The sequence below is a fragment of the Niallia sp. Marseille-Q9988 genome, from assembly GCF_976954375.1.
Genome location: NZ_CDRJSZ010000017.1, coordinates 12,950 through 39,709, shown reverse-complemented (window position 1 = coordinate 39,709; position 26,760 = coordinate 12,950). Strand labels below are relative to the sequence as shown.

Below are 26,760 nucleotides of genomic sequence, written 5' to 3'. Positions count from 1 at the left end.
TGTATAGTTACTCTTTATTTCTTATAATTATACATTATCATGCAAAAAAATACATATTAGATTGTGATTTTCGCATGAATATTTAGATTTTTTTCTAATATCTCTAACGCTTTTTCGAAATCTTCTTGTAGAGTATTAAGACTTGGTAATAATCGTATAACCTTTTCTCCAGCATTTAAAACCATTAATCCTTCTTTTCTTAATTCTCCCAAAATCGAAGCTACTGGCATATCCAGTTCAATTCCAATCATTAATCCTAATCCACGAATATCCTTCACTAGTTGATTTCCAACTAGCTTTTCTTTTAGAACACTAATAATCCATTCACTTTTCTTTTGTACATCATCTAAAAAGGATTGCTGAAAGATGATTTCCATTGTTTTTACGGCTGCGGCCATTGCTAAAGGATTTCCTCCAAATGTTGTTCCATGACTACCTGGTCCGAAAAATTCTTTTAACTTTCCATCTGCAACAATAGCACCTGTTGGTATACCATTTGCCATCCCTTTTGCTAAACTGATAATATCTGGTTTAATTCCAAAATGCTGAAATGCAAAGGCTTTTCCTGTTCTACCAATCCCTGTTTGAATCTCATCAATGATTAGCAAAACGCCTTTTTCTTTGCAAAGTGCTTCTACTCCTTGTAAAAACTCTTTTGAAGCAACAAAAATTCCGCCTTCTCCTTGCACCACCTCAAGCATGACTGCTGCTACATCCTCTGTTAATAGCTGCTGTAAAGCTTCTAAATCATTAAAAGGAACATATTCAAATTTATCTAGCATTGGACCAAATCCCTGCTTGATTTTATCTTGACCCGTTGCGGACATTGTTGCAAATGTTCTTCCATGGAAGGATTGCATAAAAGTTAGAATTTTAGTTTTTCCCGTTGCCTTTCTTGCTAGCTTAATCGCTGCCTCATTTGCTTCTGCCCCACTATTTGCAAAGAAAACAAGATCTAATCCAGACGCATTTGTTAACAGTTCAGCTGCCTTCTCCTGCAATTCTATTGGAAAAAGATTAGAAACATGCCAAAACTTATTTAATTGTTGTTCTACAGACTGTTTTACTTCCGGATGGCAATGACCTAAATTACAAACACCTATCCCTGATGTAAAATCTAAATAAACGCCCCCATCCTTACTATATAAATAGCTTCCTTTAGCTGATTCTGGCTCAATTTCCCATTTTGAATAGGTTGGGAATAAATGACTCATTCTATAATCCCTTCTTTCACAACGATTTTTGTTCCAAGTAAGTCTTCCCCATCAAAAAATTGTTTTTTGCCTGATACAATCATTACACTATTTAAACCACTTTCTAATGCAGCTATGGCAGAAGTAACTTTTGGAATCATTCCACCACTAATCTGACCAGTTTCGATAAAATGATTAATTTCCTCCTGTGCCATTACTGATTGAAGCCTTCCATCTATTAAGATTCCCGCTACATCTGTAACAAAGAGACATTGTTCCGCATGTAAATACTTAGCTACTGCTGATGCCACATAATCTGCATTTATATTTAATTTCCTACCATCCTCTGTAATTCCTAAAGGTGTTATAACTGGGATTAAAGCTTCTTCTAATAAGGTGTAAATCAACCTTGCATTCACCTTTGAAACAGCCCCTACTAAGCCAAGCTTTTCTTCATCAATAATAGATGCATTTATACAATTATCGTCTGTCCCATTAAGACCAATACCATCTAAGCCGTTCTCCCTTAACAACTGAACCAACTTACGATTTGTTTTTCCAGACAGAACCATCTCTACAATTTCCAGTGCCTCTTCTGTTGTCTTACGAAGCCCATTATGAAATGTTGCTTTCACTTGAAAATAATCAAGCATCTCGTTAATGTCTGGACCGCCACCATGTACAAATACTAGCTGATAGCCATTAGCTTTTAGCCTTTTTAAACTAGTAAAAAATTCTGAAGTTAGTTGATCGATTACACTTCCCCCACATTTTATAACAATGGTTTTCATCGATTTCACCTCAGGTTCTGTAGCTAGCATTTATCTTGACATAATCATAAGATAAATCGCAGCCCCATGCTTTTCCTTCGCCATCTCCATTATGCAGATCTACAAATATCTGAATGAAATCCTGATTTAAGTAATTGATTGCCGCTTGCTCTGAAAAGGATTGTGGCTCACTTTCCTTGAGCATAATGATATCCCCAATCGCTATATCTACTCTTTCAGGATTTACTGAAGTTTTGGTTTGACCGATAGCAGTGATAATTCTTCCCCAGTTAGCATCTGACCCATAAATTGCGGTTTTTACTAAGTTGGATCCAACAATTTGTTTGGCAATAACACGTGCTTCATCGTCATTATTACTTCCTGAAACTTTTACCTCCACAAGCTTCGTTGCTCCTTCACCATCTTTTGCAATCTGCTTAGCAAGACTCTCACATGATGTAGCAAGCAGTTCCAAAAAGATTGGGTAATCAGGATGATCTTCTGTAAGTGATTCATTTTTCGCCATTCCATTTGCCATAATTAACACTGTATCATTTGTTGAGGTATCTCCATCCACTGTAATTTGATTAAAAGTGGTTGGAATAACTTTACTTAAAGCACCTTGTAGTACTTCAGACGAAATATTTATATCTGTCGTAATAAAGCCAAGCATTGTTGCCATATTAGGATGTATCATCCCCGATCCTTTTGCTGTTCCTCCCATTGTTACCGTAACCCCATTGATAGTAGCGGCAAAACAGCATTTCTTCATTACTGTATCAGTAGTAAGAATTGCCTCTTGAAAGGCTTCGGCATTTTTCAGCGTGGCATTAAAATCGAAGTTTTTAATGCCTTTTTCAATTTTATCCATTTGTAAATATTCACCAATTACACCTGTAGATGAAACAGCAACATATTCTTCCTTAATATGAAGATAGTCTGCCATCATTTTTCTCATTTGATAGGCATCCTTTAAGCCTTTCTCTCCTGTACATGCATTTGCACATGCACTATTAACTACCACTGCCTGTATTTGCTTTTCCTTTGCAATAGATTCTTGCGTTACTTTTAAAGGTGCAGCTTGAAAATGACTTGTTGTATATACGGCAGCACAATTTGCTGGAACTTCACTTATAATGGCGCCAATATCTTTTTTGTTATATCGAAGTCCTGCGTGCACACCAGCAGCTTTAAAGCCAATCGGAGTGACGATATTTCCATCTTTTATTACTTCAATATGTGATGAATGTTCATGAATATTGTTAATAACCTGCACGTAGGCTCCTCCTTATGGGTAAAGCGGAAGAAACTGTAATCCAGTTGTTTCTTCATAGCCATTCATCACATTTGCATTTTGAATGGCCTGACCCGCAGCCCCTTTCATTAAATTATCAATAACGGATACAATCGTTAACCTTCCTGTACGTTCATCCACATTTATTCCAATATCACAATAATTGGAACCTGTTACTTCTTTAATGGAAGGATAGGTATGAAGTGGTCTCACTCGCACAAAAGGACTATTCTTATACATTTCCATATATAAATCATGCAAATAATCATTTGTGACCATTTTATTTAATGTCGCGTATATAGTTGCCATTAGCCCCCTGCTTGTCGGCAGCAGATGAGTTGAAAAAGTAATAGCTTTCATCTCAGAATTCCATTCAGCTAATTGTTGCTCTATTTCGGGAATATGCTGATGTTGATTCACTTTATAAATTTTAAAATTTTCACTCATTTCAGCAAACATATTAGCCCTAGACGGACTCCTTCCCGCTCCCGATATACCAGATTTCGCATCAACAATGATACTATTTGGTAAAATCATATTTTCTTTCACTACTGGTGCTAATCCTAATAGAGTTGCAGTGGGATAGCATCCTGGGTTCGAAATTCTCTTACTAGAAGCTATATTTTCTTTATTCCATTCGGAAAGACCATATACAAAACTATTGACAAGTTCAGCTGAAACAGGTTCTTTTTGATACCATTTCTGATAATCATCTGTATTCCTTAATCGAAGATCCCCAGATAAATCGACCATTTGTATTTCTTTATCTACGAATTCTTGAACCAATCTTCCAGATACACCTGTAGGAGTAGCGAAAAAAACAATATCACATTCTTTTGCTATTTTTTCTGGATTAATTTGTTCTAATTTATTCTCCATAATATTAAATAAATGGGGATATTCATTCCATACTGGAACTTCATCTCTTGTTGTATGTACAGACTTAATTCTAAATAATGGATGGCTATGCAAAATTCTAATTAATTCCGCACCACCATAGCCAGTTGTACCAATTATAGCTGCCTTCATGACTTCCTCCTTCCGATTGAATAATTGTATATTTAATCATTTTTATTTATAATTATTAAATCTAAGATTCTCTTATTATAAAAACTACTGCACATAAAATCAACACTTTTTCATAAAAGTAATAGTTTTCTTATTTTTCTGATAATAATATAGGTAATAGGTTAATGAATTTAATTAGATTGTTTGTGTGGGAAATTTTTAGATGAAGATTGTTGGGATATGTGTGGATCGTATATGCTATTTTGATTATTTCTTCTTTTGTTTGGATCATATCTGCTTATTTTCAATCCTTTCTCCTTTGCTTCGAACACTATATGCATTTCTGCTGGTATCCATTCTACTCGAGAAAATCTAAGCCCTCTATCTTCATGGAAAAACTTCACTTTAATCCATAAAGATAGAGAATTTCTTGATTCAACATCAACATCATATGAGGCATTTATCTAGTGGTGTCAGAAATTTTCACAAAAAGCTCATTTATAAATCTTCTACTACTATATAAACAGCTTTTACTGGCCCATGGACCCCAACAACTAAATCCATTTCAATATCAGCTGAGTTACTTGGTCCTGTAATATAGTTAATACAAGACGGAAGCACTTCTCCGTTTTGTACTTTTTCTCTTAAGATTTTTGCTGCCTGCGTCATTCGTGGGACAATCGTGCTTTTTGGAATAATAACCACACTGTTTATAGGTAAAAAACTGACCGTTCTTCCACGATTTTTTCCACTATAAACAACAACTGTACCTGATTCTGCTAAAGTCATTTCACTTATCGTAATTCCAATATTTGCTTTCTCTGCCTTTTCAATATTCTCTTTTCCTAATATTGGGTCCCACTCAAATACCTCGATTTCTTCTTTGGGTAGCTTTTCGTTAAATAATTCCTCGAGTCCATACTGTTGATATCGAACATCCTTCCAAGTAACAATATTTCCGCCACCATACTCTTTAATGAAATGATGCAGTGTATTGGTGAGTTCCTTTTGGGAAGTAATGACTAAATCTGTATGAATAAGCGTACATTGCGATTTTAAAACCTCAACCAGTTCATCCTTCGATGCCTCTTTAAGTACCTCTTCTTGTGGCTGATAGGCCCAACGAGGTTTTTCTAACTTCGTTTTTCTTTGTCTGCCTAATTTAGAAGCAATTGTTTCAAGAAAAGCTTCCCTGTTCTCGATTGTCCCTGTCATTTTTTATCTTCTCCTTTCTCTCGATTCTTGAACCAATCACGGAATCTTTCTTTATTTGGTGCAGGAAGATCGCGAATATCTGTCCATTCTTTTAACATGCCAACACCTTTTGTAATTTTATCGCCTTTTGCTAATGGCTTTGTCACTGCAGGAGCCATTTTAGATCCAATATTATATAGTTTTGGGGAAGATGCTCCAATACCAAAAGCTTTAAAAATCATTTTTTCAGAAATTGGTGCTTTTCCTTCCTTTTCGACAATTACTTGTCTATGCTTATGCAACAATTCATGTAGAGGAATTTTAACAGGACACGCATCTGTACATGCTCCGCAAAGAGTCGAAGCATACGGCAACTCCTTATACTCTTCATAGCCACCTAACAAAGGAGAAAGAACTGCCCCAATTGGTCCAGAGTATATGGAGCCGTATGAATGTCCACCAACCTGTCTGTATACAGGACAAACATTTACACATGCTGCACAACGTATACATTGCAGAACAGATTGGAACTCTCCGCCAAGTATATCCGAGCGGCCATTATCCACAATAACTAGATGAAAGTCCTCTGGTCCGTCCACATCTCCCTTTTCTCTTGGCCCAGTTAGTGTTGTTACATAACTCGTTAGCTTTTGCCCAACAGCACTTCTCGTTAACATCCCAACCAAAACTTCCATTTCGGAAAAAGTAGGGACTATCCGTTCCATTCCCATTACAACGACTTGTGTTTTTGGGAGAGCTGCGACTAAGTCTGCATTTCCTTCATTCGTTACGAGCGTAATCGATCCTGTTTCTGCTACAGCAAAATTGCAGCCAGTAATCCCCATATCTGCTGTTAAGTACTCATTTCGAAGCACCTGTCTTGCATGCCATGCTAATTCTTCTGGCTTTTCCGTATTTGTATAGTTTAGTTTTTTTGTAAACACATCACGGATTTGTTCTTTGTTTTTATGCAAGGCTGGAACAACGATATGGGAAGGGGGATCATGATCATCCACCTGCAAAATGTATTCTCCTAAATCCGTTTCAATAACCTCGCATCCAGCCTCCTCCAACTTTTGGTTTAAGGAGATTTCTTCTGTGACCATCGACTTTGCTTTTACTACTTTTTTCACCTTTTTTTCTACAGCTACTTGTTCAATATACTTACTTGCCTCTTCACCGGTTTTCGCAAAAAAGACGTGACCTCCACGCTTTGCTACCTGTTCACTTAGTTCAAATAGATAGTAATCTAGATTTTCTAATACATGCTGACGGATTTCCTCACCATGGGACCGCCATTCCTCCCAATTCCCCATTGCCTCTGTAACTGTGTTTTTTCTTGTCTGAATGGTTTGTTGCGCCTTTGATACAGCACCACGCATAAATTCATTTTCCAATTCTGTTGAAACTCTCTCTTTAAATTTTTGTGAGCTTGTTTTCATCGACATAGCTATTAAATCCCCCCATTTTATTCTCGACTATTTAATACCTCTGCTATATGTAAAGCTTTTATTGCTTTGCCCTTTCGATCCATTCTTCCTCCAATATTCATTAGACAGCCTGCATCTGCACTAACTAAATATTCAGCATTTGTTGATTCGACACAAGCGACTTTTTCATCCACCATCTGTTCTGAAATTTGCCCCATTTTCACCGAAAAGGTCCCCCCAAATCCGCAGCAATTCTCCTTTAATGGCAATTCGGTATATTCCACTCCACGAACATTTTTTAATAGCTTAATAGGAGCTTCCTTCACCCCTAGCAATCTTGTCATATGACAGGATGTATGATAGGTAACCTTCCCGTGAAATGTTGCCCCGACATCTTCTATTTTTAAGACATCTACAATAAACTGTGTTAATTCAAATGTCTTTGTGGCAAGCTCTTTTGCGATTGGCTCCCAGACCGGATCCCCTTTAAAAATATGCTCATATTCATGAAACATATAGGCACAAGAACCAGACGGACAGACAATATATTCTGCATCCTGAAAGGTCTTCATCATTGTTTTCATCGCTTCCTTCGTTTCCTTTACATAGCCACTATTATAGGATGGCTGCCCACAGCATATTTGTGTTGTTGGAAAATCTATTTCACATCCTAATCTTTCTAATAATTCAACTGTTGCTTTCCCAACATCACTTTGAAACATATCAACAAGACAGGTAGCAAATAATGTTACTTTCATTTCAAATCCCCTCTTTCTAGATATACACCATCATTTTCTAAAAGCATATGAACACTAATGAACAGGTCATCTGATGACTTAATAAAATTTTTAAAGCGATTTCAAAACTTTAAATAGTTCTAGTAAACGATTAAAAACAAACACCTTATTTATGTCACTTCTCCTTTTTAGCAAAATATTTGATTAAAATCTCTTCCACATTTTCTAAATGCTGAGTCATGGCACTAACTGCCTTTTCTGATTCTTTATGCAAAATAGCTTGATAGATAAGCAAATGTTCCTCATAAAGCTGAGTCACCGTCGTCTGCTTTGAATATAACCAAATTTGCCTTGTTTCTTTCATCGTTTCTTGCATGAGATCTGATACATTCATCAATAGATTTACGAGCAATGCATTATTTGTCGCTTTAGCTACAGACAGATGAAATTCCAAATCGGCCGCTTCCCCTAATTCCTCTCCTCCATTCGCAGCACTCATCTTATCTAATGCAGCTTTCATTTCTATTAAGTCTTGATTCGTGCGGTTTTCCGCAGCAGATTTTGCCGCTCCACTTTCAATCATTCTTCTTACTTCCAGTAAATTCATGACATCCTTCTTGTTCATAAGAACCGCTTGGGGAAAAGAAAATACTATTTCCTCTGGATGATATGTTTTTACAAATGTTCCTTCCCCTTGCTTCAGTTCAATTAACCCCTTTGCCTTTAAGGCTGTCAGCGCTTCTCTCATTGCGGAACGACTAACTTGAAAGTTGTCAGCTAATTGCTGAACAGAGGCTAATTTTTCGCCAGACTTCAATTGTCCTTTTTTTATTGCTTCGTATAGAGCATCTGCTACTTCTTCGTATATTTTTTTCGGTTTTATTTGCTTAAATTCCATCTATTCACCTCCTTTAAATAAAAAATTTTCCTTCAGCTAATTCTTACCCTCGCACTGTTAATTCCAGGGCCATTCAGAGCCTTCTTCCTCTTCCAATAAAAGAACATTCACACGCTCTCCCTTTGGATAACCTGTAGAATTGCTAGGAAGCATCGTTAATGCATTAGCAAAGGCAAGACTTGTTACAATATTCGATTTATCTACACCACTTGGTACGGTATGTAATCCATCCTCTTTCCAACTAACTGTACTACGGAAAAAACGAGTAAAAGCATTGGCTGTCAAAAAATCCTCTCCTAATATTGCAGGTGCAGATTGTAAATGCGGTTTGGAAGAAAAGAGATATCTTCTAATGATTGGTTTTGTAAAAATTTCAAATCCAACATAGCAAGCTGATGGATTCCCTGATAATCCATATAAAAGTTTGCCATCTAGATGAGCAACCGTTGTCACACTTCCAGGTCTCATCGCGACTTTGTTAAAAAGCACTTCAGCTCCCAGTTCTTTGTAAATAGCCGGAAGCAAATCATAGTCACCAACCGAAACTCCACCGGTTGTAATGAATATGTCTACCGATTCAAGTTTTTCCTTCATCGCATCATAGCTTACTGTAAATACATCTTGTAATTTTCCAAAATAGACAGGTATTGCTCCTGCTCTTTCTATTTGCGCCATTATCATATAGGCATTACTATTTCTGATTTTTCCTTTTTCTAACGGCTCATCTACTTCTAATAATTCCGTTCCCGTAGCAAATATTCCAATAATCGGCTTTTTAGCAACTGGAACTTTCTCGTAGCCAAAAGTAGCAAGAAGCGCCATAACGCCTGGATTAATTTTTGTTCCTTTTTCCACAAGAACTTTCCCTTTTTTTACATCTTCTCCTTGAAATGAAAGATTCGTTCCTTTCTCCACTTCATGATCGATTATAATATAAGGCTGATCATTTTCTCTTCCCTCTTTAACGACCTCAAACATTACTACTGCATCACAATCACTAGGTAACATTGCACCTGTCATAATTCTGACAGCCTCATATTCTCCAATTCTTTTTTGACAAACTTGACCAGCACCTATTTCATCAATGACTGATAGTGTAATTGGCTTCTCCTTGCTTGCCCCTTTTAAATCAACAGAGCGTATGGCAAACCCATCATATGTAGACCGATCAAAGGAAGGGACATCATGATTCGCTACAATATCTTCACATAAAAACCTTCCATTGCATTCATAAATGGAGACTTCCTCTTTTTTCCCCTCTTTTGCAAATTTCATTACTCTCATTACAGCTTCCTTTACAGAAATCGGAATTCTTCTTTCTACCATTATTATCACCTTTGATACATATTTATTAAGGAATAAAAATCAGCCACCAATATAAGACATTTCGATTTTTTTTCGTAGCTTTGCCGTTTCTTCTGTTCTTTCATCTGAATACCTGTCTGTTCGCCGTTGCCAAATATTCTTGATAAAAGCAGACAAAGCTGAATCATCTGCGCCTTCTCTAATAAAGTCCCGAATACTATGCCCTTTTTCATTAAACAGGCATGTATATAAATAACCATTAGCAGATAGCCTTGCTCTTGTGCAGCTTGTGCAAAAGGATTCAGAAACGGAAGTAATAAAACCGACAAGCACATCGGAATCTTTATATTGATACTTTTTAGCAACTTCTCCAAAGTAATCGGCCACTACCGGCTCTAAGTCAAAGTGTTCTTGCAATTGCCTATAGATTTCTTTCTTTGTAATGACATCCTTCATCTTCCATCCATTTGTGCTACCAACATCCATATATTCAATAAATCGAAGCTCCAATTCATTTTCTTTGCAATAAGTGGCCATCGGAATTATTTCTGAATCATTCATCCCTTTTTTTACTACCATGTTTATTTTAATTCCTAAACCAGCTTTTTTAGCTGCTTCTATTCCTTTTTTTACAGGAGTGACGCCTACATTCCTGCCATTCATAGCCCCAAATAATTCATCATTCATACTATCCAAGCTAATATTTACTCGCTTGAGACCAGCCTTTTTTAAATCATTCGCATATTTTGGAAGAAAAATTCCATTAGTAGTTAAAGCAATATCATAAACACCCTCTAATTGAACAAGCCTTTCAATTAGCAAAGACAAATCCTTTCGTAACAATGGCTCTCCGCCAGTTAATCTAATTTTTTCGACACCTAACTGAACAAACTGTTTTGCAATTCTTTCTATCTCATCAAAAGTTAATAATTCACTTGGAGGAAGAAAGGGATAATCTGGACCAAAAATTTCTTTAGGCATGCAATATTGACACCGTAAATTACAGCGATCAATAACACTGATGCGTAAATCCCTTAGTGGTCTATCTAGCTGATCCTTCATATTCAATCTCACTCCTTCTTACTAAACGTTCACAAAAATTTCACTTTTAACTATCATACCACTTTTCATAATATACAGTATATTAAAAATAAAGAAAAAAAGAAGGTTTCCCTTCTTCTTAATACGAGCTACTTATCTCACGCCTAAGGCGATTTTTGCATATCTTGACATTCTATCTTTCGTCCAAGCTGGAGACCAGACAATATTTACTTCTGTATCACTTACTTCTGGAATGTCGGTTAAGGCTGCTTTTACTTGATCAACAATAACACCTGCAAGTGGGCATCCCATTGCTGTTAACGTCATCGTTACCACCAATAGACCATCTTCTTTAAGCTCCAAATCGTAAACTAAACCTAAGTTTACAATATCGACACCAAGTTCTGGATCGATTACAAGCTCCAGTGCACCCATTATACTATCTTTTAGTTCTTCATTCATGTGAAGGCACCCCTTATATTTATTTATGGTCAAGCATATTTCCTATCTTCTTCAAGAGAAATTTTATCTTTATAATAACACTATAACAAATAATGATGTCTAGAAAAAAGGATTTGAATCACTCTTTTTACAATCCAGCTTCTAAATGTTTTTCAAACCATTCCACTGTTTTCAGCATAGCACTTCTACTTACTTTATGACCTGTATTTTCTTCCGAAAGATATACTAATCGATCGGGTACTTCCTCATACAGTGGCTTTATATGTTCATAAAACTGATGAGAATAGGAATATGGTACAACTTCATCCTTCTTCCCATGCCAGAACATCAGAGGACGATGCTGTAATGCTTCTGGTGCCTTGCTTAGATCCAGTTCTTCTAATTGCCTAATTAGCTCCTCGATTTCCCTCTCACTAAGCGGCAGCTCATAGCCTCTTTTTTTCACTTCAGAAATGGTATAGTGAGCAAATTTCTCATAATATGGCATTCCCATCAAACTCACAGCAGTATTAATCCACGGATACTTTTTTAATGCACCTAATGTAACAATCCCGCCCATACTTGTTCCAACAATACCTATATACTTTTCATCAATAAGTTCTTTCTTGCTAAAATAATTTTTTATCTCTTCCATTTCATCAATCGTTTTCATCACAATTTGCCAGAAATTCATCGATAATTCCATAGAGGATAATCCCTGCTCTCGTTCTCCATGATATAAACAATCAGGGAGAACAACGCGAAATCCCTTCTCTGCTAAGTGATAGGCAAAATGGAGATTATGCTCCTTTGCACTGGTAAAGCCGTGTGTAAATTGAATATATGGTCGTTTTTGATCATAGTGGTCTTTTTTTACAATATGCAAAACTGGAATTTCTTCTATATGTAATTTTTCAACCAGAATCATCTCTCGCCCCTCCTTTTTGGAAAAAATAAATAATTCATGTACAATAAAGTGAAACTTTCATCAGTGGGATGCCTTCCCCCACTGATGATTAGTTGAACCAATCGGACCTTTACGGACAGTTCTTCTCCCATTAACCTCTTCGCATTCTCCTACTGCTTAAAGGGGAGAGTTACTGTCCGTTAAGAGTGGGATAAAGTGAAACTTTCTTCAGTGGGATGCCCTTTCCCCACTGATGATTAGTTGAACCAATCGGACCTTTACGGACAGTCCTTCTCCCATTAGCTTCTTCGCATTCTCCTCCAGCTTAAAGGGGAGAGTTACTGTCCGTTAAGAGTGGGATAAAGGGAAACTTTCTTCAGTGGGATGCCCTTTTCCCACTGATGATTAGTTGAACCAATCGGACCTTTACGGACAGTTCTTCTCCCATTAGCTTCTTCGCATTCTCCTCCAGCTTAAAGGGAATGTCACTCCGTTAAAAGTGGGGAAAACTGTAAAGATTATAAAGGGAGTTTATCTACTATTTCATTTATTTTACATAACTTAACAAGCTAAAAGTAGAATTAACGAATAAAGTGTAATAATATTCTATATGTATTAGTAAGTGTAACATGAAGTGGCATTTTTTTCGAAAATTACGCCCCTAAAAAGATGAATTTAAAATTACTATATTGACACTAAAGGAGACACTATGACAGAAAAACACCTAATTGCCTTAGACCTTGACGGAACTTTATTAAAAGATGATAAAACCATTTCTCCCCTTACAAAAAAAGTCATTCAAAAAGCGATGAATGATGGTCATGAAGTGATGATTGCAACTGGGAGACCTTTCCGCGCAAGCGAAGCGATTTATCATGAATTAAACTTACATACTCCTATCGTTAACTTTAATGGAGCTTTTATTCATCATCCAAAAGATTCAAATTGGGGTTTTTATCATTCCCCTCTTGATATAAAAACAGCTCGTGATATTGTAGCTGCATGCAATGATTATCCTTTTCATAACATTATCGCAGAAGTAATGGATGATGTGTACTATCATTATCATGATGAAAAACTAATCGATATTTTTTCCTTAGGAAATCCAAAAGTAACGGTTGGAAACCTACTCGAATTTTTGGAAAGTGCTCCTACTTCAATCCTAATTCATGCAGAAGAAGAGCATGTTCCTGCAATCCGCAAGCATTTATCTGAAGTCCATGCAGATTTAATTGACCATCGCCGTTGGGCAGACCCATTTCATGTCATTGAAATTGTTAAAACAGGGATAAATAAATCAATTGGATTGCAAAAGGTGTCTGATTACTATCAAATCCCACAAAAAAATATTATTGCCTTTGGAGATGAAGATAATGACTTTGAAATGATTGAATATGCTGGAAAAGGGGTAGCAATGGGGAATGGGATTGATGAGTTAAAAACCCTTGCTAATGACATTACTTTATCCAATGAAGAAGACGGAATAGCTATTTATTTAAATGAGGCTTTAAACCTTCGTGCTCTTTAAAAGTTGGGTATCTTTACCGTCTTTAAAGCTGATACTTTCGACCATACTATAATAGAAGCAGCAAATCACTGTTTCACTTGAAAATGAAATGCTTCTTTGTCTTTCCAATTATACTCTAACACTCGGAGGGATCATGAATGGGAAAACGAAATAAATCGAAACGCTTCGTACAGCAAGGAGTAGACTCCGTATCAAAGCATTCCGAACGTATCCCTTATCATATGACATATGCTGAAGCTGAGAGCTACAAAATGTCAAATGAAAGACAATTTCATGGAGGATTAGAATAAATGGGAAATAGACTTTTTCAAGAAGCCAGACAAGCAGTTGAAGTAGCTAAATATGCGAACGGCAAAGATTTAGACGGCTTAGTTGATAAAGCAAAGAATGCCATTAGCTCTGCATATTCGAACACAACTACAGCCGAACAGTCGCAATTAGCAGCTTTACAAAAAGAGCTGGATCAAATTCACACACAATAATGAATGAAGCTGTCCAAATAAAGTTACTCTTTACAAGCGTATAAAAAGAAAACGCTTGGGAGATATACTTTATTGGACAGCTTTTTTTTAGTAGTTTCGCAAGCCTGTTATGGAAATAAGCCGTAAGTTCAAGAAAATGTTTCTAACACCACTGGATATGGCTCTTTTCCCTCTTCCGAAAAGTATAAAATAACCGTTCCATTCGTAGGAAGATCTTTCTTATTCAAATGAATTTCTAGCATAAATTTGTGATTGGTTAATGGCACTTTCTTTTTGGCGATTAATTCATTGTGGCCATCCTCCACTGTATAATAGACATCATCTTCACTACCAGAAATCATCCCTTTAACGAGATAATTTCCATTTGCCCCATTTACAGAGAGATTAGAAAGATCCACTTTTTCTTTATTAGAATTTGCCGATGCTGTGGACATATACGGAGTAAATCCACTTATGATAACACATAAGACAACTGCTAGTATTTTCTGCAAACCAACAACCTCCTTTATGCTTTTCGAAAGAAACCTAGTACTGCTGTCGTCTGTACTACATTGGTAAATGCATGTGGATCAACTTCCTTAATCACTCGTTCTATATCATATAGTTCATAACGTGTCACAACAATCATTAGCATTTCCTTTGGTTCATTGGAAAATGCTCCCCGTGCTGGCAAAATTGTAATACCCCTAACTAATTTTTCATGGATGGCAATCTTTAGTTCTGTCGTTTTCTTTGTAATAATCATCACGGTTAATTTTTGATGTGCAGTATGTATCGTATCAATCACCTTTGTTGCCGCATAGAGATTCACTAGCGTATATAAAGCTTTTTCCCAACCGAACATGGCGCCTGCTGTAATGATAATTGCTCCATTTAATATAAAGAAATAAGTACCGACTGGCTTATCTTGCACCCGAGAAAGAATCATTGCGATAATATCCATTCCGCCAGTAGATGCTCCCCATTTTAATGTTAAGCCCACTCCAACCGCAGCAATTACACCACCAAAAACAGCATTCAGCAAAATATCATGTGAATAGCTTGTTACTGGAATGATTTCCATAAACAAAGACATAAAAACTACGCTTAAAAAGCTAAAACAGGTAAATGATCTCCCTACCTTTATCCAGCCAAGTATAGCAATGGGAACATTGAGAATAAATAATAATATACCCGTAGAAATTGGTGTTACTTTTGATACAAGTTGGGCTACACCTGCAAAGCCGCTTGCATACACATCAGCAGGTATCAGGAAAAAATTCATGGCAATAGCATTTAATAATGCCCCAAAAATAACAACAACTAATTTTTTTGTTAATAACCAATACATATGTATCCTCCATTACGATATATAGTAATTTTTACTATTATTGCATTTACTATTCATTGTTTTTTCTCTTAAAATTTTATAAACTACAAATAAGTATGCCTTGTTATCAAAAACAAGGCATTTTCACAGAGTTTATTGTTATTTATCATAACTGTACTCCAATTACCATATGTTTTTATAAAAAATAGAAAGAAGTGGAATGAATATGACTTTTAAAATCCTAGCAGATAGTGCGAGTGATTTACCTCTATCCTATTATGAGAAACATGAGGTTACACTATTACCGCTAAAAGTTAATTTAGACGGTAAAGAATACGAGGATTTAAAAACAATTGAACCAACCACTGTCTATAATGCTATTCGCAGCGGACAAGTTCCAAAAACATCACAAGTTTCTCCTGCATTATTTAAAGATGTTTTTACAGCATTAGCTCAGAATAACGAAAAAGCTGTATATATTGCATTTTCTTCGCAATTATCTGGAACGTACCAAACAGCAGTAATGATTTCAGAGCAAGTAAAGGAAGAATATCCTAATTTTGATTTCACAATCATTGATAGCAAATGCGCATCATTAGGTGCTGGTTTAGTTGTTCAAGAAGCGGTGAAACTCCGCGATCAAGGGAAAGACGTAAGTGAAATTATACCACGACTAAAGTTCTTATGCGAGCATATGGAACACTTATTTACAGTGGAGGATTTGGAATATTTAGCCAAAGGTGGCCGTGTTTCAAAAGCATCTGCATTTCTCGGTGGGTTACTAAATATAAAGCCTCTCCTTCATGTTGAAGACGGAAAATTGGTTCCTCTTGAAAAAATTCGTGGCAAAAAGAAGCTCTTGCGCAGAATGATGGAACTAATAGAGGAGCGGGGCGAAAAATTGGATCAACAAGTGTTTGCCATAAGCCATGCAGATGATGAAGCAACTGCTTTAGAAGTGAAAGAAATGATTGTAGAAAAATTCCATCCACAAGACGTATTCATTTCTTCTATTGGTGCATCTGTTGGTTCACATACTGGTGCTGGAACGATTGCTATTTTCTTCTTAAATAAAGTTTCAGAATAACAGCATTAAATAGAATAAAGTTTACTCCTTTCAGTCATACTATCAATGTTCTATGGAACAAAAGATGATGCTGAAAGGAGTATTTTTATGCCACATACTTCTGATAATGATAAAAAAGCAAAAGACAACAATGCATTGCGTCATGAAAAGAACATGATGCGTGAAAAAAATCGCAAAAATGGTAAACATCAATACAGCAAAAAAACAGATCATTTATAAGTTATGGAGGAGCTGTCAATGGGATTGGCAGCTCCTTTTTTAGGTTTTGTTATCTTTATTGTAGTCTAGAGATTTATAGCTACTTGTTTTTTGTTGTGAAGGGCGTTTGCGATGGCTTCTCTGTTACCTTTCCAGGTGGTATCTTCCCAAATAGAGCACTGAGCTCCCCCTTCATGCTTATCCTCCCAAAAAAAGCTTTTTAGATCTTTATATACCTACAAAAAGCGCATCCCAAATTTTGGAATGCACCTATCTCATTTATAATCAATTACTTTTCACTATTATCCTTTAAATACGTCCAGCCTTCTTCTTGATACACTTTATTTTCTTTCATTAACTTACCAAGTGCACGTTTAAACGATCCTTTACTTAGATTAAAACGTTCTTTAATGTCCTCAGGCATACTCTTATCTCCATAAGGCATTGCACCTTTTCGCATAATTAAATAATCCAAAATTAGTTGTGCGTCCTTATCAAGTGCTTCTTCTTTTCTTGGTAATAAGGATATATTTACTGTGCCATCTAACTTAACGTCGATTATACGACCACTAACTTTTTCCCCTAATCTTGGTTCTTGACCTCGCTCAGATTCGTGAATAAATCCTTTATAGCCTTCTGCTGTATAAATCCAGCTTCCAACTTTCGCTGTTCGATAAATATAGCCATGAATGTTTTTATTAAAATCTTCTCTTGTCGCCTTTGTTGACATTTCTTCAATAATTGGATCCGTAGCTGGTTTTACATACAAATAATTATTTTTATTTACCTTTAAAGTAATATAAAGCATATCTCCAACTTCTGGCCAAACCTCTTCATGAACTGGTAAATCATCTTCTCCTAATAGCATGTCCTTTTTCAAACCAATATCAAAAAAGCAGCCAATGCCCTCTTTACGATCCGTTACTTTTACCCAATCATATTTACCAACCGCAATAGACGGGATATATGTACTGGAGCATGCTCTTCCTTGTGAATCACTGTAAATAAAGACGCGTACTTCATCGCCTTCTTCAAATTTTTGATCTGTTTCACTAAAATGCAAAAGTACATCCTCGTCTTCCTCTTCAATTGTCAAAAAATAACCGAAAGATGCTATTCTTGCAACCGTTAATATTTCTACACGCCCCATATAATCTCTTAACGACATTTGTTTTCCTCCTTTATTTCTTGTCTATTCAACTTTTCATCTATATTCTTTTATCATCATTATTCCCTATTTAGTGAATACTTCATGCCTAAAGTTGTTACAACTGCTATATTTTACTATAATACAAGCATAAAAGAAATGGAATTAGCACTAGATATACTTAGAAATCGTGTATGATTCCATAAATCAGGAGGTAATTATGGCAAAAGATAGCTCATTTGATATTGTTTCAAAGGTAGATTTTTCTGAAGTTACAAATGCAGTACAGTTAGCAATGAAGGAAATTCAAAACCGCTATGATTTTAAAGGAAGCAAGAGTAATATAACATTGGACAAAGAAGAATTAGTTCTTGTTTCGGATGATGAATATAAATTAGAGCAGCTGAAAGATGTCCTTATCAGTAAAATGTTTAAACGCGGCATTCCCATTAAAAACTTAGATTATGGCAAAATAGAAGGAGCTTCAGGGGGAACAGTCCGCCAAAGAGCGAAATTAATCCAGGGCATTGATAAAGATAATGCTAAAATAATTAATGCGTTAATTAAGAACAGTGGATTAAAAGTGAAAACACAACAGCAAGACGATCAAATCCGTGTAACTGCTAAAAGCCGTGACGATTTACAAAAGATTATCGCAGCTGTAAAAGACGAATCAAAAATTACGATTGATGTGCAATTTGTCAATTATCGCTAACTAGTAGTCGGATGGCAGCCAAATTAGGCTGCCATCTTTTTTTGAATCCCTCCCTTTCCATTAACCCTATTTTTTCCATGTTTATATTAGTAGATTTGGGAAAAATAAGTAAACATGGACAAAAGATAGAAGGAGTGATTCATATGAGTAATAGCAAGAAGGAACAATTACAACAAACCTTACCCCCACAGCATCAGAATCAGCAGCCAGGCATTCAGACAGAAATGAATCCAATGCCTAAAGATGTTGATCCCGCTTACAAAGGCTCAGAAAAATTAAAAGGAAAAACTGCTATCATTACTGGTGGAGATAGTGGAATCGGCCGGTCTGTAGCCATTTATTATGCAAAAGAAGGTGCAGACATCGTAATTGTTTACTTAAATGAACATGATGACGCCCAAAAGACAAAAGAGCTAGTAGAAGCAGAAGGAGTAAAATGCTTATTGCTTGCTGGAGATGTTGGTGATGAGAGCTTCTGCAAAACAATTGTGGAAAAAACTGTATCTGAATTTGGAAAAGTTAATATTTTAGTGAATAATGCAGCTGAACAGCATCCACAACAAAGTTTGCTAGATATTAGTGCCGAACAATTAGAAAAAACATTCCGAACAAATATTTTCTCTATGTTTTACTTAACAAAAGCGACCCTTCCTCATTTAGAGTCAGGAGATACAATTATCAATACGACATCAATCACTGCCTATAAAGGGAATGAAACATTAATCGATTATTCCTCTACAAAGGGAGCGATTACAGCTTTCACTCGTTCCTTATCGCAGTCTCTTGCTGGACAAGGCATTCGTGTGAATGGAGTAGCTCCAGGACCAATTTGGACGCCACTCATTCCTTCTACGTTTGACAGTGAACAAGTGGCATCCTTTGGTGGGAATACTCCTTTAAAACGTGCAGGTCAGCCTTGTGAGCTTGCTCCAGCCTATGTATATTTGGCTAGTAATGATTCGACTTATGTTACTGGACAAGTTCTTCATGTCAATGGAGGAAGCATCGTTAACGGATAAATCATTTTAACTCTCTATCAATTCCAAACCGCTCGCACCTTTATTGCGAGTGGTTTTTTCTATGATAGCTAATTTTATTTTCCCTTTTAAAAACTTTCTATTCTGTCAACACTAGTGGCAAAAAGATATAGAAAGAATGTATAGGGAGTGTGAAAAATGATTGATTTGGCTTCAATCTATCATCGAAGTGACGGTAATTACTGCTATTTACAAAATGGAGATACCCTCCATATTCGAATTCGAACAAAAAGAGCAAATGTGAATGAAATCGAAATAATTTACGGTGATCAATACGAAATGAGTAATTATCATTGGGTATCACACCGAATGATGATGAAAAAAAGCGGAACTGATTCTCTTTTTGATTATTGGCATTGCACCATTTTAAATAAAAAAAGAATTCGTTATGGCTTTATCATAAGAGGTAATGAACAACAAATAACTTATACCGAAAAAGGCTTCTTTCCCTTTATTCCAGAAGATGCCGGCTATTATTTTTGCTTGCCCTATCTTCACGAGAAAGACGTTTTTTCTCCTCCTTCATGGGTTTCTTCAACTATTTGGTATCAAATATTCCCAGAAAGATTTCGAAATGGGGATAGTTCTTTAAATCCTATAGACACTGCACCGTGGGGACAAGAAGAACCTGGCTTATGGAATTTCTTTGGAGGCGATTTCCGGGGAATTATTGATTCTTTAGACTATCTTTCAGACCTTGGAATAACTGGGATTTATCTTACTCCTATTTTTCATGCAAAAAGCAATCATAAATACGATACCATTAACTATTTAGAAGTGGATCCACAATTTGGCGATACAGAATTACTTAAAACGCTTGTAAGAGAATGTCACAATCGTGGGATTCGAGTCATGCTTGATGCTGTATTTAATCATTGCGGCTATCACTTCCCACCATTTCAAGATGTTCTAAAAAACGAAGAGAATTCGCGCTATAAAGACTGGTTTCATATACATAAATTTCCTTTAAAAGAAGCTAACACGATAAATTATGAAACATTTGGCTTTTTTGAAGCAATGCCCAAATTTAATACAGCCAATCAAGAAGTGAAAGAATATCTTTTACATGTAGCAAAATACTGGATAACAGAATGTGATATCGACGGCTGGCGCTTGGATGTTGCCAATGAAATTGACCATGAATTTTGGAGATCTTTCCGCACAGCCGTGAAAGACTTAAAACCAGACCTTTTTATATTAGGAGAAATTTGGCATGATTCCCTACCATGGCTTCGAGGAGAGCAATTTGACTCGGTAATGAATTATCCTTTACTAACGAAAGCACTTCAATTTTTTGCCTATGACATGATTTCTGCCAAACAATTTATGGAGGATATGACGACAACCTTACATGCATACCCTAGTACGGTGAATAACGTATTATTTAATATAATCGGGAGCCATGATACACCGAGGATACTTCATGAATGTAGTTATCGAAAAGAACGTGTGAAGCTTTTATTCACCTTTCTCTTTACCTATCCTGGCACTCCTTGCATTTACTATGGAGACGAAATTGGTTTAGGAGGAGGAGCCGACCCTGGCTGTCGAAAATGTATGCTTTGGAATTCAGGAGAGCACGATGAAAAGCTAAAAGAATTTGTTAAGCAATTAATTCAAGTTCGTAAGCAAAGCTCCTTTCTCATAAATAGCAATAATTTCTACTTTTTGACAAACACAGATTCTTGTTTAGCCTATTATTCAAAGAATGAGGCAGAAATCATACTCACCGTTATTAATAAAAGTGAAACGGAAGTACAATTTCTGCTCCCCTTTCCATTGCGGGGGAAAAAAATCTCTCTTTTATTAACAGACGAAGAATATGCAGCTGAATCAGATGATTTAGCAGTAATACTCGGACCATATGAATCCAGTATCCTTCGCTTTAATATGAACTATGAATATATCCATGTAAGTTAAAGTGCGTTTTTTTATTAAAAGGTGTCCATTTGCATTGTATCCTCGTGGGCGCCTTCTCCTACCTCTTCCATAAATTTTTTCCAAGAACTGAAAATAATGATTGTTTCCTAACGTGGAACGTACTATATTTACTATTAGATCGAATTGTTTGAATTGTCAGGAGGAAATAAAGTGAATCAGCAAGCACCATCCAAATCAATTGGGCTTCCCTTACTTATCTCTATTATCGCAATCTCCTTTTCTGCGATATTCGTGAAATGGTCGGAGGCTCCTGCCACAATATTAAGCATGTATCGAATGTGGCTCGCATGTCTTTTTATGATTCCCATGGTATACATACACAGAAATGATTTTAAAAAGCTTTCCAAAAAAGATTGGTCGTTCTTATTTTTTTCCGGCTCTTTTTTAGCGTTGCATTTTGCCCTTTGGTTCAGTTCTCTAAAGTTTACTACTGTAGCTAGTTCTACGATTATCTTGGCACTTCAGCCTATTGTCTCTCTTCTTGGTGGATTTATTTTCTTTCGAGAAAGAACCAATTCCACTGCTATTCTGACTATGGGTATTGCGATTATTGGTGCTGTGATGATTGGCTGGGGAGATATTGGACTTGACAGCAATGCAATTATAGGAGATGTTCTTTCCTTCTTGAGCGTGATTGCAGTAGTTGGCTATTTATTAATTGGTCAAAATATTATTAAAAAAATGACTCATTGGATTTATACATTTACCGTTTTCTTTTTTGCTGCCTGTTTGTTAACTGTCTATAATTTAATAGCAGGTGAGTCATTAACTGGCTACTCTGGCAGAGAATGGGGTATTTTTATACTGCTTGCAATTGTTCCAACACTTGCGCATGTTATCAACAATTGGTTACTAAATTATGTTAATGCAACAACTATTTCTATGAGCATTTTAGGAGAACCCGTTGGAGCTACCCTTTTAGCTGTACTACTATTAAATGAGCGATTAATCCATTCTCAAATCATAGGTGGTATCCTTGTTTTGTTCGGCGTATTCTTTTTCTTACTGCAAAAGCAGCCTAAACATGCCATTACCCAAGAAAAGCCAATAGGATAGATTACTACCAATTTTTAAACACCTTTCAATCAGTGGACTCCCCCACTGATTTTTTCATTACGCTGATTATATTCCACTTAGAACGCAACCTAGAACGTAGGCTATCTTAAATTATCGTTACATAAAAACATCCTTTTTCTTGCATATTACTGGTAAATGAAACAAATACTACTTTAAGCATCTACATATTTCCAATTAGGAGATTCCTTTTCATGCTAAAAGAAAATCTATCGCTAAGTCAGTTATTTGCTATTATTATTGGTTTTAACCTAGGTACTACGCTAGTTGTTGTCCTTGGTATTACCGCAAAAGAGGATGCTTGGATTACGGTACTTCTCTCGACCTTTACAGGCTTAATTATTGCCTCTTTTTTTCTTAATATAAATGAATTAGTGCCTTCAAAGAATTTATTTGAGATCATTGAGTTTGGATTCAATCGATTTTTTGCTATTCCCATTACGCTTGTCTATTCTCTTTACTTTTTTTATCTTGCAGCTAGAACAATTAGGGATTTTGGCGAATTAACATCTACCTTTATCCTCCCGTTAACGCCAATTGAAATTATTATTCTTTCCTTAATGGTTATAATTGGCTATATACTATATTTAGGAATTGAAATCTTAGGAAGAACAACTGAAATATTTACACCCTATTCAGCTCTATTTCTTTTCCTACTCATTATTTTCTTATTCGCAAGTCAAAATATATCTATTACAAAAATCCAGCCAGTATTGGCAAGAGGCATCCTACCTGTAATCGAGGCAATGTTTCCGATTGAAGTAAGCCGACCTTACGGAGAATTAATTGTAATGACATGTGTTTTTCCACACATTTCCAACATAAAAATGCGTAAGAAATCTGTTATCTATTCAGTAGCAGTATCTGGGATATTGCTCACTATTGCTACATTAATTATTACTGCATCTTTAGGAGTAACAACTGCTTCAAGAGCTACCTTTCCAATTTTGAGCACAACAAGGCTTATTTCCATCGCGGATTTTTTTGAAAGAATTGATGCTCTTGCTGTTTTTATCATTATGCTAGGAATTGTTATTAAAAGTTCCATCTTTATTTATGGAGGGTTAAAGGGGTTAGAATATATTTTTAAATCCCCTTATCGCTATTTTGTCGTACCTAGCGTCTGTATTATTTCCATGTTTTCTATTTTCATTAGTTTAGAAATTAATGATCATATTAAAGAAGCTTCTCTAGTTGTTCCGTATCTACTATATTTACCTTTACAATTTGCTTTCCCTTGCTTCCTCTTATTTGTCCTATTACTAAAAAAATTCATCCATAAGGGAAATTCTCCACTTCATGATAAAACATAAAAAATCCCTAGATAGCACGATAGAATCGTCATTCTAGGGATTTTTTTCGCTTTCTTACTCCACAATATTGATATGATAATCTTTGAACCAATGATGGATTTGTACTAAGTGTGCAAGCAGCTGTGGTCCAGTCATTAGTTGGCCAAACCATGGTTCTTTGAATGCAGAACCTTCTGTTTCAATAATTTCTGATAGTCGTTCTTTATCAAAGAATTCATATAAAACTGAACTTTTATCTGTTAATGCACTCTTTAGCATATTTGTTACTGTTTTTGTGTAAATCGGATTATGCGTCTTTGGATACGGACTTTTCTTGCGATAAAGAACTTCATCTGGAAGAATTCCTTCTAATGCTTTTCGCAGCAATCCTTTTTCTCTTCCCTTGTAATTCTTCATCTCCCATGGTACATTCCACACATATTCTACTAAGCGATGGTCTGCAAACGGCACACGCACCTCAAGACTTGCTCCCATACTCATTCTGTCTTTTCGCTCTAATAATGTGGTCATGAACCATAATTGATTAAGATAGAATAATTCTCTTCTTTTTGCATCTTCTTTACTTTCGCCAGCTAATTTAGGCGTTTCCGCAATAGTTTGGTTATATTTATCCATCATATACTCTTTTAATTGCAATTTATTACTCCATGAATCTTTCAATAAATTTTGTCGTTCTTCAATCGATCTCATCCACGGGAATCCTGCTCTTTGTAAATCAGCCTCTCTTCTAAACCATGGATATCCTCCGAAGATTTCGTCTGCACATTCCCCAGATAAGCTTACGACAAAATCCTTCTTTATTTCTCGACAGAACCATAATAAGGAGGAATCAACGTCAGCCATTCCAGGTACATCTCTTACCGTTACTGCTTCATGCAAAAAGTCGGCCAATGTTTCTTGGGTGATAATACAATTATGATGGATGGTTCCAAATGTATCTGTCATTTTTTTTATATATACACCATCAGAGTTCGGCTGGAACTCATTTGCTTTAAAGAACTTATCATTTCCTTCATAATCGATTGAATAGGTGTGAAGAGGTCCTTTCCCATTTTTCTCATATTCCATAGAAGTAATTGCTGTAATGGCACTGGAATCCACTCCACCGGAAAGAAAGGTACTTAATGGCACATCTGATACTAATTGTCTAGTAACCGCATCTTTAAAAAGGAAACGAACTTTTTCAACTGTTTCATCAAACGAATCAGAATGCTCCTCACTTTGCACATTCCAATAACGCCATACTTTCAAGCCATCCTGTGTAAACTTTAATGCATGCCCTGGTCGAAGCTCTTTAATTCCTTTATAGATTCCACTTCCAGGTGTATGGGAAGGTCCAAGCGCAAAAACTTCTGCTAACCCTTCTCTATCTAACTCCGTCTTCACATTTGGATGTGCAAGCAATGCTTTCAATTCAGAGCCAAAGATTAAGCTAGTTCCAACTTCGGTATAAAATAACGGTTTAACTCCTAAGCGATCTCTTCCAATAAATAAAGAATTTCGCTTCTCATCCCAAACAGCAAATGCAAATATCCCATTTAAGTACTGCAGACATTCTTCTCCCCACTCTATATAGGAAGTAAGTAAAACTTCTGTATCAGAATGACCTTGGAATGAATATCCTTTTATTAGTAATTCTTTTCTTATGTCTTCTGTATTATACAATTCACCATTGTAGCAAATAGTGTAATGAAAGCCTTGTTTTTCTTTTGTCATTGGCTGAATACCATTTAGCGGATCTACCACCACTAAGCGTTTATGTCCGAAACCTGCATGTAACGCAGTCCAAACATTAGTATCGTCTGGCCCTCTTTTTGCCAATGTTTCTGCCATAGCGGATAAAATGACCGACTCGTTTCTTAAATCTTTTTTGTAATCAACCCAACCTGTTATTCCACACATGATTATCATCCTTTCTTCCGTGGAACTTATGATTAGATACCAATCAATCAGTATGAGGTATTCTATGCATCTAAATAAAAATGGTTATTTGTCCATACGAGGTTTATCTCATGATCCACTCAAAAAGGATAAATTAATCGTTTTCAATATTTTAATGAAGGAAAAAGAAAGATTAGTTATAAAAATTTATTTATCTGTCTAAAAAGAATTTATGGGCGTGTAATCTTTGGGAGGTTTACAATGAACAATCAGCATAGATCAAAACTTATTGAATTTCAAACACGTGCCTTTACGAAAGGTACAGTTGAATATATAAACAATCAATGGATTTTTTTTGATGAAGAAACAGAGGATGCTTCGATGCTTGACGAATATTTACATCAAGAAATCGAAATTCATTCCTTAAATCGTTGGCGAAAAGGAATTCTTCTAGAGGATGGGAAAATAAATATCTCTGGATCGATTTATTTTTTAAAGCATGAAGATCCCATTCGGATACGAAAGCATCTTGTCTTTGCATTGGAGGAATTATTAGATGATTTAAGTGATGATAGCTTTTATCAATTTATTACTACTCTAAATTCGATGAAGTTCTCCATATATGATTGTATATACTGTTATAATCATCTTACTTTCTTAAAAGACGAAAAGCGCAAGAGTGGCGTTAATATGATGATTTTTGATAATGAGGAAGATCTTTGCAGTGTGAATCACCATTTCTTCTATAATGAAAAAAATACGGACCGCTTTGAGTTTACCTTAAATACTGGAAAGCGGATGATTGTAGAGAAGCTATCTTCTTAAAAGTA

At 35.9% G+C, this 26,760-nt stretch carries 28 protein-coding genes; 12 read left to right on the top strand and 16 right to left on the bottom strand.

The annotated features are described in order from the left end of the window. Positions 1–56 precede the first annotated feature (56 nt). From ACWNMZ_RS22785 to ACWNMZ_RS22730, 12 genes are all read right to left on the bottom strand, one after another. Positions 57–1,214 (bottom strand): acetylornithine transaminase, encoded by a 1,158-nt coding sequence (locus ACWNMZ_RS22785; protein WP_251628597.1) that lies wholly within the window; start codon positions 1,212–1,214, stop codon positions 57–59. Then, entirely contained in the window at positions 1,211–1,984 is a 774-nt protein-coding gene (argB, locus tag ACWNMZ_RS22780; RefSeq protein WP_031538194.1) for an acetylglutamate kinase, read from the bottom strand. Before argB ends, ACWNMZ_RS22785 begins: the two co-directional genes overlap by 4 nt. A gap of 10 nt (positions 1,985–1,994) precedes the next feature. After that, on the bottom strand, positions 1,995–3,239 hold the full coding sequence (gene argJ, locus ACWNMZ_RS22775; protein ID WP_031538193.1) for a bifunctional ornithine acetyltransferase/N-acetylglutamate synthase: 1,245 nt from the start codon (positions 3,237–3,239) through the stop codon (positions 1,995–1,997). Between the two features lie 12 nt (positions 3,240–3,251). Then, the gene (gene argC, locus ACWNMZ_RS22770; RefSeq protein ID WP_449598908.1) at positions 3,252–4,286 is read right to left on the bottom strand and encodes an N-acetyl-gamma-glutamyl-phosphate reductase; all 1,035 of its coding nucleotides are present in this window, start codon (positions 4,284–4,286) and stop codon (positions 3,252–3,254) included. A gap of 477 nt (positions 4,287–4,763) precedes the next feature. Beyond that, positions 4,764–5,480: a LutC/YkgG family protein gene (locus ACWNMZ_RS22765; RefSeq protein ID WP_031538188.1), complete on the bottom strand. Its 717-nt coding sequence runs from the start codon at positions 5,478–5,480 to the stop codon at positions 4,764–4,766. Next, complete coding sequence (locus ACWNMZ_RS22760) at positions 5,477–6,907, bottom strand: LutB/LldF family L-lactate oxidation iron-sulfur protein (RefSeq protein WP_251628595.1); 1,431 nt, start codon at positions 6,905–6,907, stop codon at positions 5,477–5,479. Before ACWNMZ_RS22760 ends, ACWNMZ_RS22765 begins: the two co-directional genes overlap by 4 nt. Before the next feature lie 20 nt (positions 6,908–6,927). Next, on the bottom strand, positions 6,928–7,647 hold the full coding sequence (locus ACWNMZ_RS22755) for a (Fe-S)-binding protein (RefSeq protein WP_031538186.1): 720 nt from the start codon (positions 7,645–7,647) through the stop codon (positions 6,928–6,930). Positions 7,648–7,801: 154 nt separating this feature from the next. Beyond that, complete coding sequence (locus ACWNMZ_RS22750) at positions 7,802–8,524, bottom strand: FadR/GntR family transcriptional regulator (RefSeq protein ID WP_251628593.1); 723 nt, start codon at positions 8,522–8,524, stop codon at positions 7,802–7,804. 57 nt (positions 8,525–8,581) lie between these two features. Next, entirely contained in the window at positions 8,582–9,850 is a 1,269-nt protein-coding gene (locus ACWNMZ_RS22745) for a molybdopterin molybdotransferase MoeA (protein WP_251628592.1), read from the bottom strand. Between the two features lie 39 nt (positions 9,851–9,889). Further along, positions 9,890–10,903 (bottom strand): GTP 3',8-cyclase MoaA, encoded by a 1,014-nt coding sequence (gene moaA / locus ACWNMZ_RS22740; RefSeq protein ID WP_311297990.1) that lies wholly within the window; start codon positions 10,901–10,903, stop codon positions 9,890–9,892. Positions 10,904–11,023: 120 nt separating this feature from the next. After that, the gene (locus tag ACWNMZ_RS22735; RefSeq protein ID WP_031538181.1) at positions 11,024–11,332 is read right to left on the bottom strand and encodes a metal-sulfur cluster assembly factor; all 309 of its coding nucleotides are present in this window, start codon (positions 11,330–11,332) and stop codon (positions 11,024–11,026) included. A gap of 127 nt (positions 11,333–11,459) precedes the next feature. Further along, the gene (locus ACWNMZ_RS22730; RefSeq protein ID WP_251628590.1) at positions 11,460–12,239 is read right to left on the bottom strand and encodes an alpha/beta fold hydrolase; all 780 of its coding nucleotides are present in this window, start codon (positions 12,237–12,239) and stop codon (positions 11,460–11,462) included. 688 nt (positions 12,240–12,927) lie between these two features. Here ACWNMZ_RS22730 and ACWNMZ_RS22725 point away from each other — a divergent pair. From ACWNMZ_RS22725 to ACWNMZ_RS22715, 3 genes are all read left to right on the top strand, one after another. Continuing rightward, positions 12,928–13,746, top strand: a complete 819-nt coding sequence (locus ACWNMZ_RS22725) for a Cof-type HAD-IIB family hydrolase (RefSeq protein ID WP_449598907.1) — start codon at positions 12,928–12,930, stop codon at positions 13,744–13,746. 137 nt (positions 13,747–13,883) lie between these two features. Then, positions 13,884–14,036: a hypothetical protein gene (locus ACWNMZ_RS22720; protein WP_251628588.1), complete on the top strand. Its 153-nt coding sequence runs from the start codon at positions 13,884–13,886 to the stop codon at positions 14,034–14,036. Beyond that, positions 14,037–14,228, top strand: a complete 192-nt coding sequence (locus ACWNMZ_RS22715) for a DUF3813 domain-containing protein (RefSeq protein WP_251628587.1) — start codon at positions 14,037–14,039, stop codon at positions 14,226–14,228. It begins immediately after the preceding gene. Between the two features lie 128 nt (positions 14,229–14,356). Here the strand turns inward: ACWNMZ_RS22715 and ACWNMZ_RS22710 are convergent, their stop codons facing one another. Further along, complete coding sequence (locus ACWNMZ_RS22710) at positions 14,357–14,719, bottom strand: hypothetical protein (protein WP_251628586.1); 363 nt, start codon at positions 14,717–14,719, stop codon at positions 14,357–14,359. A 14-nt stretch (positions 14,720–14,733) separates the two neighbouring features. Beyond that, complete coding sequence (locus ACWNMZ_RS22705) at positions 14,734–15,558, bottom strand: YitT family protein (protein WP_251628585.1); 825 nt, start codon at positions 15,556–15,558, stop codon at positions 14,734–14,736. Between the two features lie 205 nt (positions 15,559–15,763). Between ACWNMZ_RS22705 and ACWNMZ_RS22700 the strand changes: the two genes are divergently transcribed. Together ACWNMZ_RS22700 and ACWNMZ_RS22695 are read left to right on the top strand one after the other, a co-directional pair. Beyond that, the gene (locus ACWNMZ_RS22700) at positions 15,764–16,624 is read left to right on the top strand and encodes a DegV family protein (RefSeq protein ID WP_251628583.1); all 861 of its coding nucleotides are present in this window, start codon (positions 15,764–15,766) and stop codon (positions 16,622–16,624) included. A gap of 87 nt (positions 16,625–16,711) precedes the next feature. Then, entirely contained in the window at positions 16,712–16,843 is a 132-nt protein-coding gene (locus ACWNMZ_RS22695; RefSeq protein WP_081836758.1) for a DUF3941 domain-containing protein, read from the top strand. A gap of 268 nt (positions 16,844–17,111) precedes the next feature. Here the strand turns inward: ACWNMZ_RS22695 and ACWNMZ_RS22690 are convergent, their stop codons facing one another. After that, positions 17,112–17,990, bottom strand: a complete 879-nt coding sequence (locus ACWNMZ_RS22690; protein WP_251628582.1) for a CvfB family protein — start codon at positions 17,988–17,990, stop codon at positions 17,112–17,114. A gap of 199 nt (positions 17,991–18,189) precedes the next feature. Here ACWNMZ_RS22690 and ACWNMZ_RS22685 point away from each other — a divergent pair, with 199 nt between their 5' ends. From ACWNMZ_RS22685 to ACWNMZ_RS22665, 5 genes are all read left to right on the top strand, one after another. Then, the gene (locus ACWNMZ_RS22685) at positions 18,190–18,684 is read left to right on the top strand and encodes a YajQ family cyclic di-GMP-binding protein (RefSeq protein WP_251628580.1); all 495 of its coding nucleotides are present in this window, start codon (positions 18,190–18,192) and stop codon (positions 18,682–18,684) included. Positions 18,685–18,827: 143 nt separating this feature from the next. Continuing rightward, positions 18,828–19,703 (top strand): SDR family oxidoreductase, encoded by an 876-nt coding sequence (locus ACWNMZ_RS22680; RefSeq protein ID WP_251628578.1) that lies wholly within the window; start codon positions 18,828–18,830, stop codon positions 19,701–19,703. A 156-nt stretch (positions 19,704–19,859) separates the two neighbouring features. Continuing rightward, entirely contained in the window at positions 19,860–21,641 is a 1,782-nt protein-coding gene (locus tag ACWNMZ_RS22675; protein WP_251628576.1) for a glycoside hydrolase family 13 protein, read from the top strand. Between the two features lie 171 nt (positions 21,642–21,812). Further along, the gene (locus ACWNMZ_RS22670; RefSeq protein ID WP_251628574.1) at positions 21,813–22,718 is read left to right on the top strand and encodes a DMT family transporter; all 906 of its coding nucleotides are present in this window, start codon (positions 21,813–21,815) and stop codon (positions 22,716–22,718) included. Between the two features lie 212 nt (positions 22,719–22,930). Continuing rightward, entirely contained in the window at positions 22,931–24,049 is a 1,119-nt protein-coding gene (locus tag ACWNMZ_RS22665; RefSeq protein ID WP_251628572.1) for a GerAB/ArcD/ProY family transporter, read from the top strand. 54 nt (positions 24,050–24,103) lie between these two features. On the opposite strand, the gene asnB is transcribed toward ACWNMZ_RS22665, so the two are convergent. Further along, complete coding sequence (gene asnB / locus ACWNMZ_RS22660) at positions 24,104–25,951, bottom strand: asparagine synthase (glutamine-hydrolyzing) (protein WP_251628611.1); 1,848 nt, start codon at positions 25,949–25,951, stop codon at positions 24,104–24,106. 64 nt (positions 25,952–26,015) lie between these two features. On the opposite strand from asnB, the gene ACWNMZ_RS22655 reads away from it, so the two are divergent. Then, entirely contained in the window at positions 26,016–26,153 is a 138-nt protein-coding gene (locus ACWNMZ_RS22655) for a hypothetical protein (RefSeq protein WP_449598906.1), read from the top strand. A gap of 38 nt (positions 26,154–26,191) precedes the next feature. Further along, positions 26,192–26,755, top strand: coding sequence for a DUF2777 domain-containing protein (locus ACWNMZ_RS22650; RefSeq protein ID WP_251628570.1), 564 nt, complete (start codon positions 26,192–26,194; stop codon positions 26,753–26,755). Positions 26,756–26,760: the final 5 nt, after the last annotated feature.

What these genes read in the sequence shown, in the direction of transcription:
- argB (WP_031538194.1), bottom strand. Translation starts at nt 1,984, where the DNA reads ATGAAAACCATTGTTATAAAATGTGGGGGAAGTGTAATCGATCAACTA.
- ACWNMZ_RS22730 (WP_251628590.1), bottom strand. Translation starts at nt 12,239, where the DNA reads ATGATTCTGGTTGAAAAATTACATATAGAAGAAATTCCAGTTTTGCAT.
- ACWNMZ_RS22695 (WP_081836758.1), top strand. Translation starts at nt 16,712, where the DNA reads ATGCCACATACTTCTGATAATGATAAAAAAGCAAAAGACAACAATGCA.
- ACWNMZ_RS22750 (WP_251628593.1), bottom strand. Translation starts at nt 8,524, where the DNA reads ATGGAATTTAAGCAAATAAAACCGAAAAAAATATACGAAGAAGTAGCA.
- ACWNMZ_RS22665 (WP_251628572.1), top strand. Translation starts at nt 22,931, where the DNA reads ATGCTAAAAGAAAATCTATCGCTAAGTCAGTTATTTGCTATTATTATT.
- ACWNMZ_RS22685 (WP_251628580.1), top strand. Translation starts at nt 18,190, where the DNA reads ATGGCAAAAGATAGCTCATTTGATATTGTTTCAAAGGTAGATTTTTCT.
- ACWNMZ_RS22700 (WP_251628583.1), top strand. Translation starts at nt 15,764, where the DNA reads ATGACTTTTAAAATCCTAGCAGATAGTGCGAGTGATTTACCTCTATCC.
- ACWNMZ_RS22760 (WP_251628595.1), bottom strand. Translation starts at nt 6,907, where the DNA reads ATGTCGATGAAAACAAGCTCACAAAAATTTAAAGAGAGAGTTTCAACA.
- ACWNMZ_RS22675 (WP_251628576.1), top strand. Translation starts at nt 19,860, where the DNA reads ATGATTGATTTGGCTTCAATCTATCATCGAAGTGACGGTAATTACTGC.
- ACWNMZ_RS22715 (WP_251628587.1), top strand. Translation starts at nt 14,037, where the DNA reads ATGGGAAATAGACTTTTTCAAGAAGCCAGACAAGCAGTTGAAGTAGCT.
- argC (WP_449598908.1), bottom strand. Translation starts at nt 4,286, where the DNA reads ATGAAGGCAGCTATAATTGGTACAACTGGCTATGGTGGTGCGGAATTA.
- ACWNMZ_RS22745 (WP_251628592.1), bottom strand. Translation starts at nt 9,850, where the DNA reads ATGGTAGAAAGAAGAATTCCGATTTCTGTAAAGGAAGCTGTAATGAGA.
- ACWNMZ_RS22680 (WP_251628578.1), top strand. Translation starts at nt 18,828, where the DNA reads ATGAGTAATAGCAAGAAGGAACAATTACAACAAACCTTACCCCCACAG.
- ACWNMZ_RS22735 (WP_031538181.1), bottom strand. Translation starts at nt 11,332, where the DNA reads ATGAATGAAGAACTAAAAGATAGTATAATGGGTGCACTGGAGCTTGTA.
- ACWNMZ_RS22755 (WP_031538186.1), bottom strand. Translation starts at nt 7,647, where the DNA reads ATGAAAGTAACATTATTTGCTACCTGTCTTGTTGATATGTTTCAAAGT.
- ACWNMZ_RS22655 (WP_449598906.1), top strand. Translation starts at nt 26,016, where the DNA reads ATGCATCTAAATAAAAATGGTTATTTGTCCATACGAGGTTTATCTCAT.
- ACWNMZ_RS22705 (WP_251628585.1), bottom strand. Translation starts at nt 15,558, where the DNA reads ATGTATTGGTTATTAACAAAAAAATTAGTTGTTGTTATTTTTGGGGCA.
- ACWNMZ_RS22765 (WP_031538188.1), bottom strand. Translation starts at nt 5,480, where the DNA reads ATGACAGGGACAATCGAGAACAGGGAAGCTTTTCTTGAAACAATTGCT.
- ACWNMZ_RS22690 (WP_251628582.1), bottom strand. Translation starts at nt 17,990, where the DNA reads ATGTCGTTAAGAGATTATATGGGGCGTGTAGAAATATTAACGGTTGCA.
- ACWNMZ_RS22785 (WP_251628597.1), bottom strand. Translation starts at nt 1,214, where the DNA reads ATGAGTCATTTATTCCCAACCTATTCAAAATGGGAAATTGAGCCAGAA.
- ACWNMZ_RS22720 (WP_251628588.1), top strand. Translation starts at nt 13,884, where the DNA reads ATGGGAAAACGAAATAAATCGAAACGCTTCGTACAGCAAGGAGTAGAC.
- ACWNMZ_RS22725 (WP_449598907.1), top strand. Translation starts at nt 12,928, where the DNA reads ATGACAGAAAAACACCTAATTGCCTTAGACCTTGACGGAACTTTATTA.
- ACWNMZ_RS22650 (WP_251628570.1), top strand. Translation starts at nt 26,192, where the DNA reads ATGAACAATCAGCATAGATCAAAACTTATTGAATTTCAAACACGTGCC.
- asnB (WP_251628611.1), bottom strand. Translation starts at nt 25,951, where the DNA reads ATGTGTGGAATAACAGGTTGGGTTGATTACAAAAAAGATTTAAGAAAC.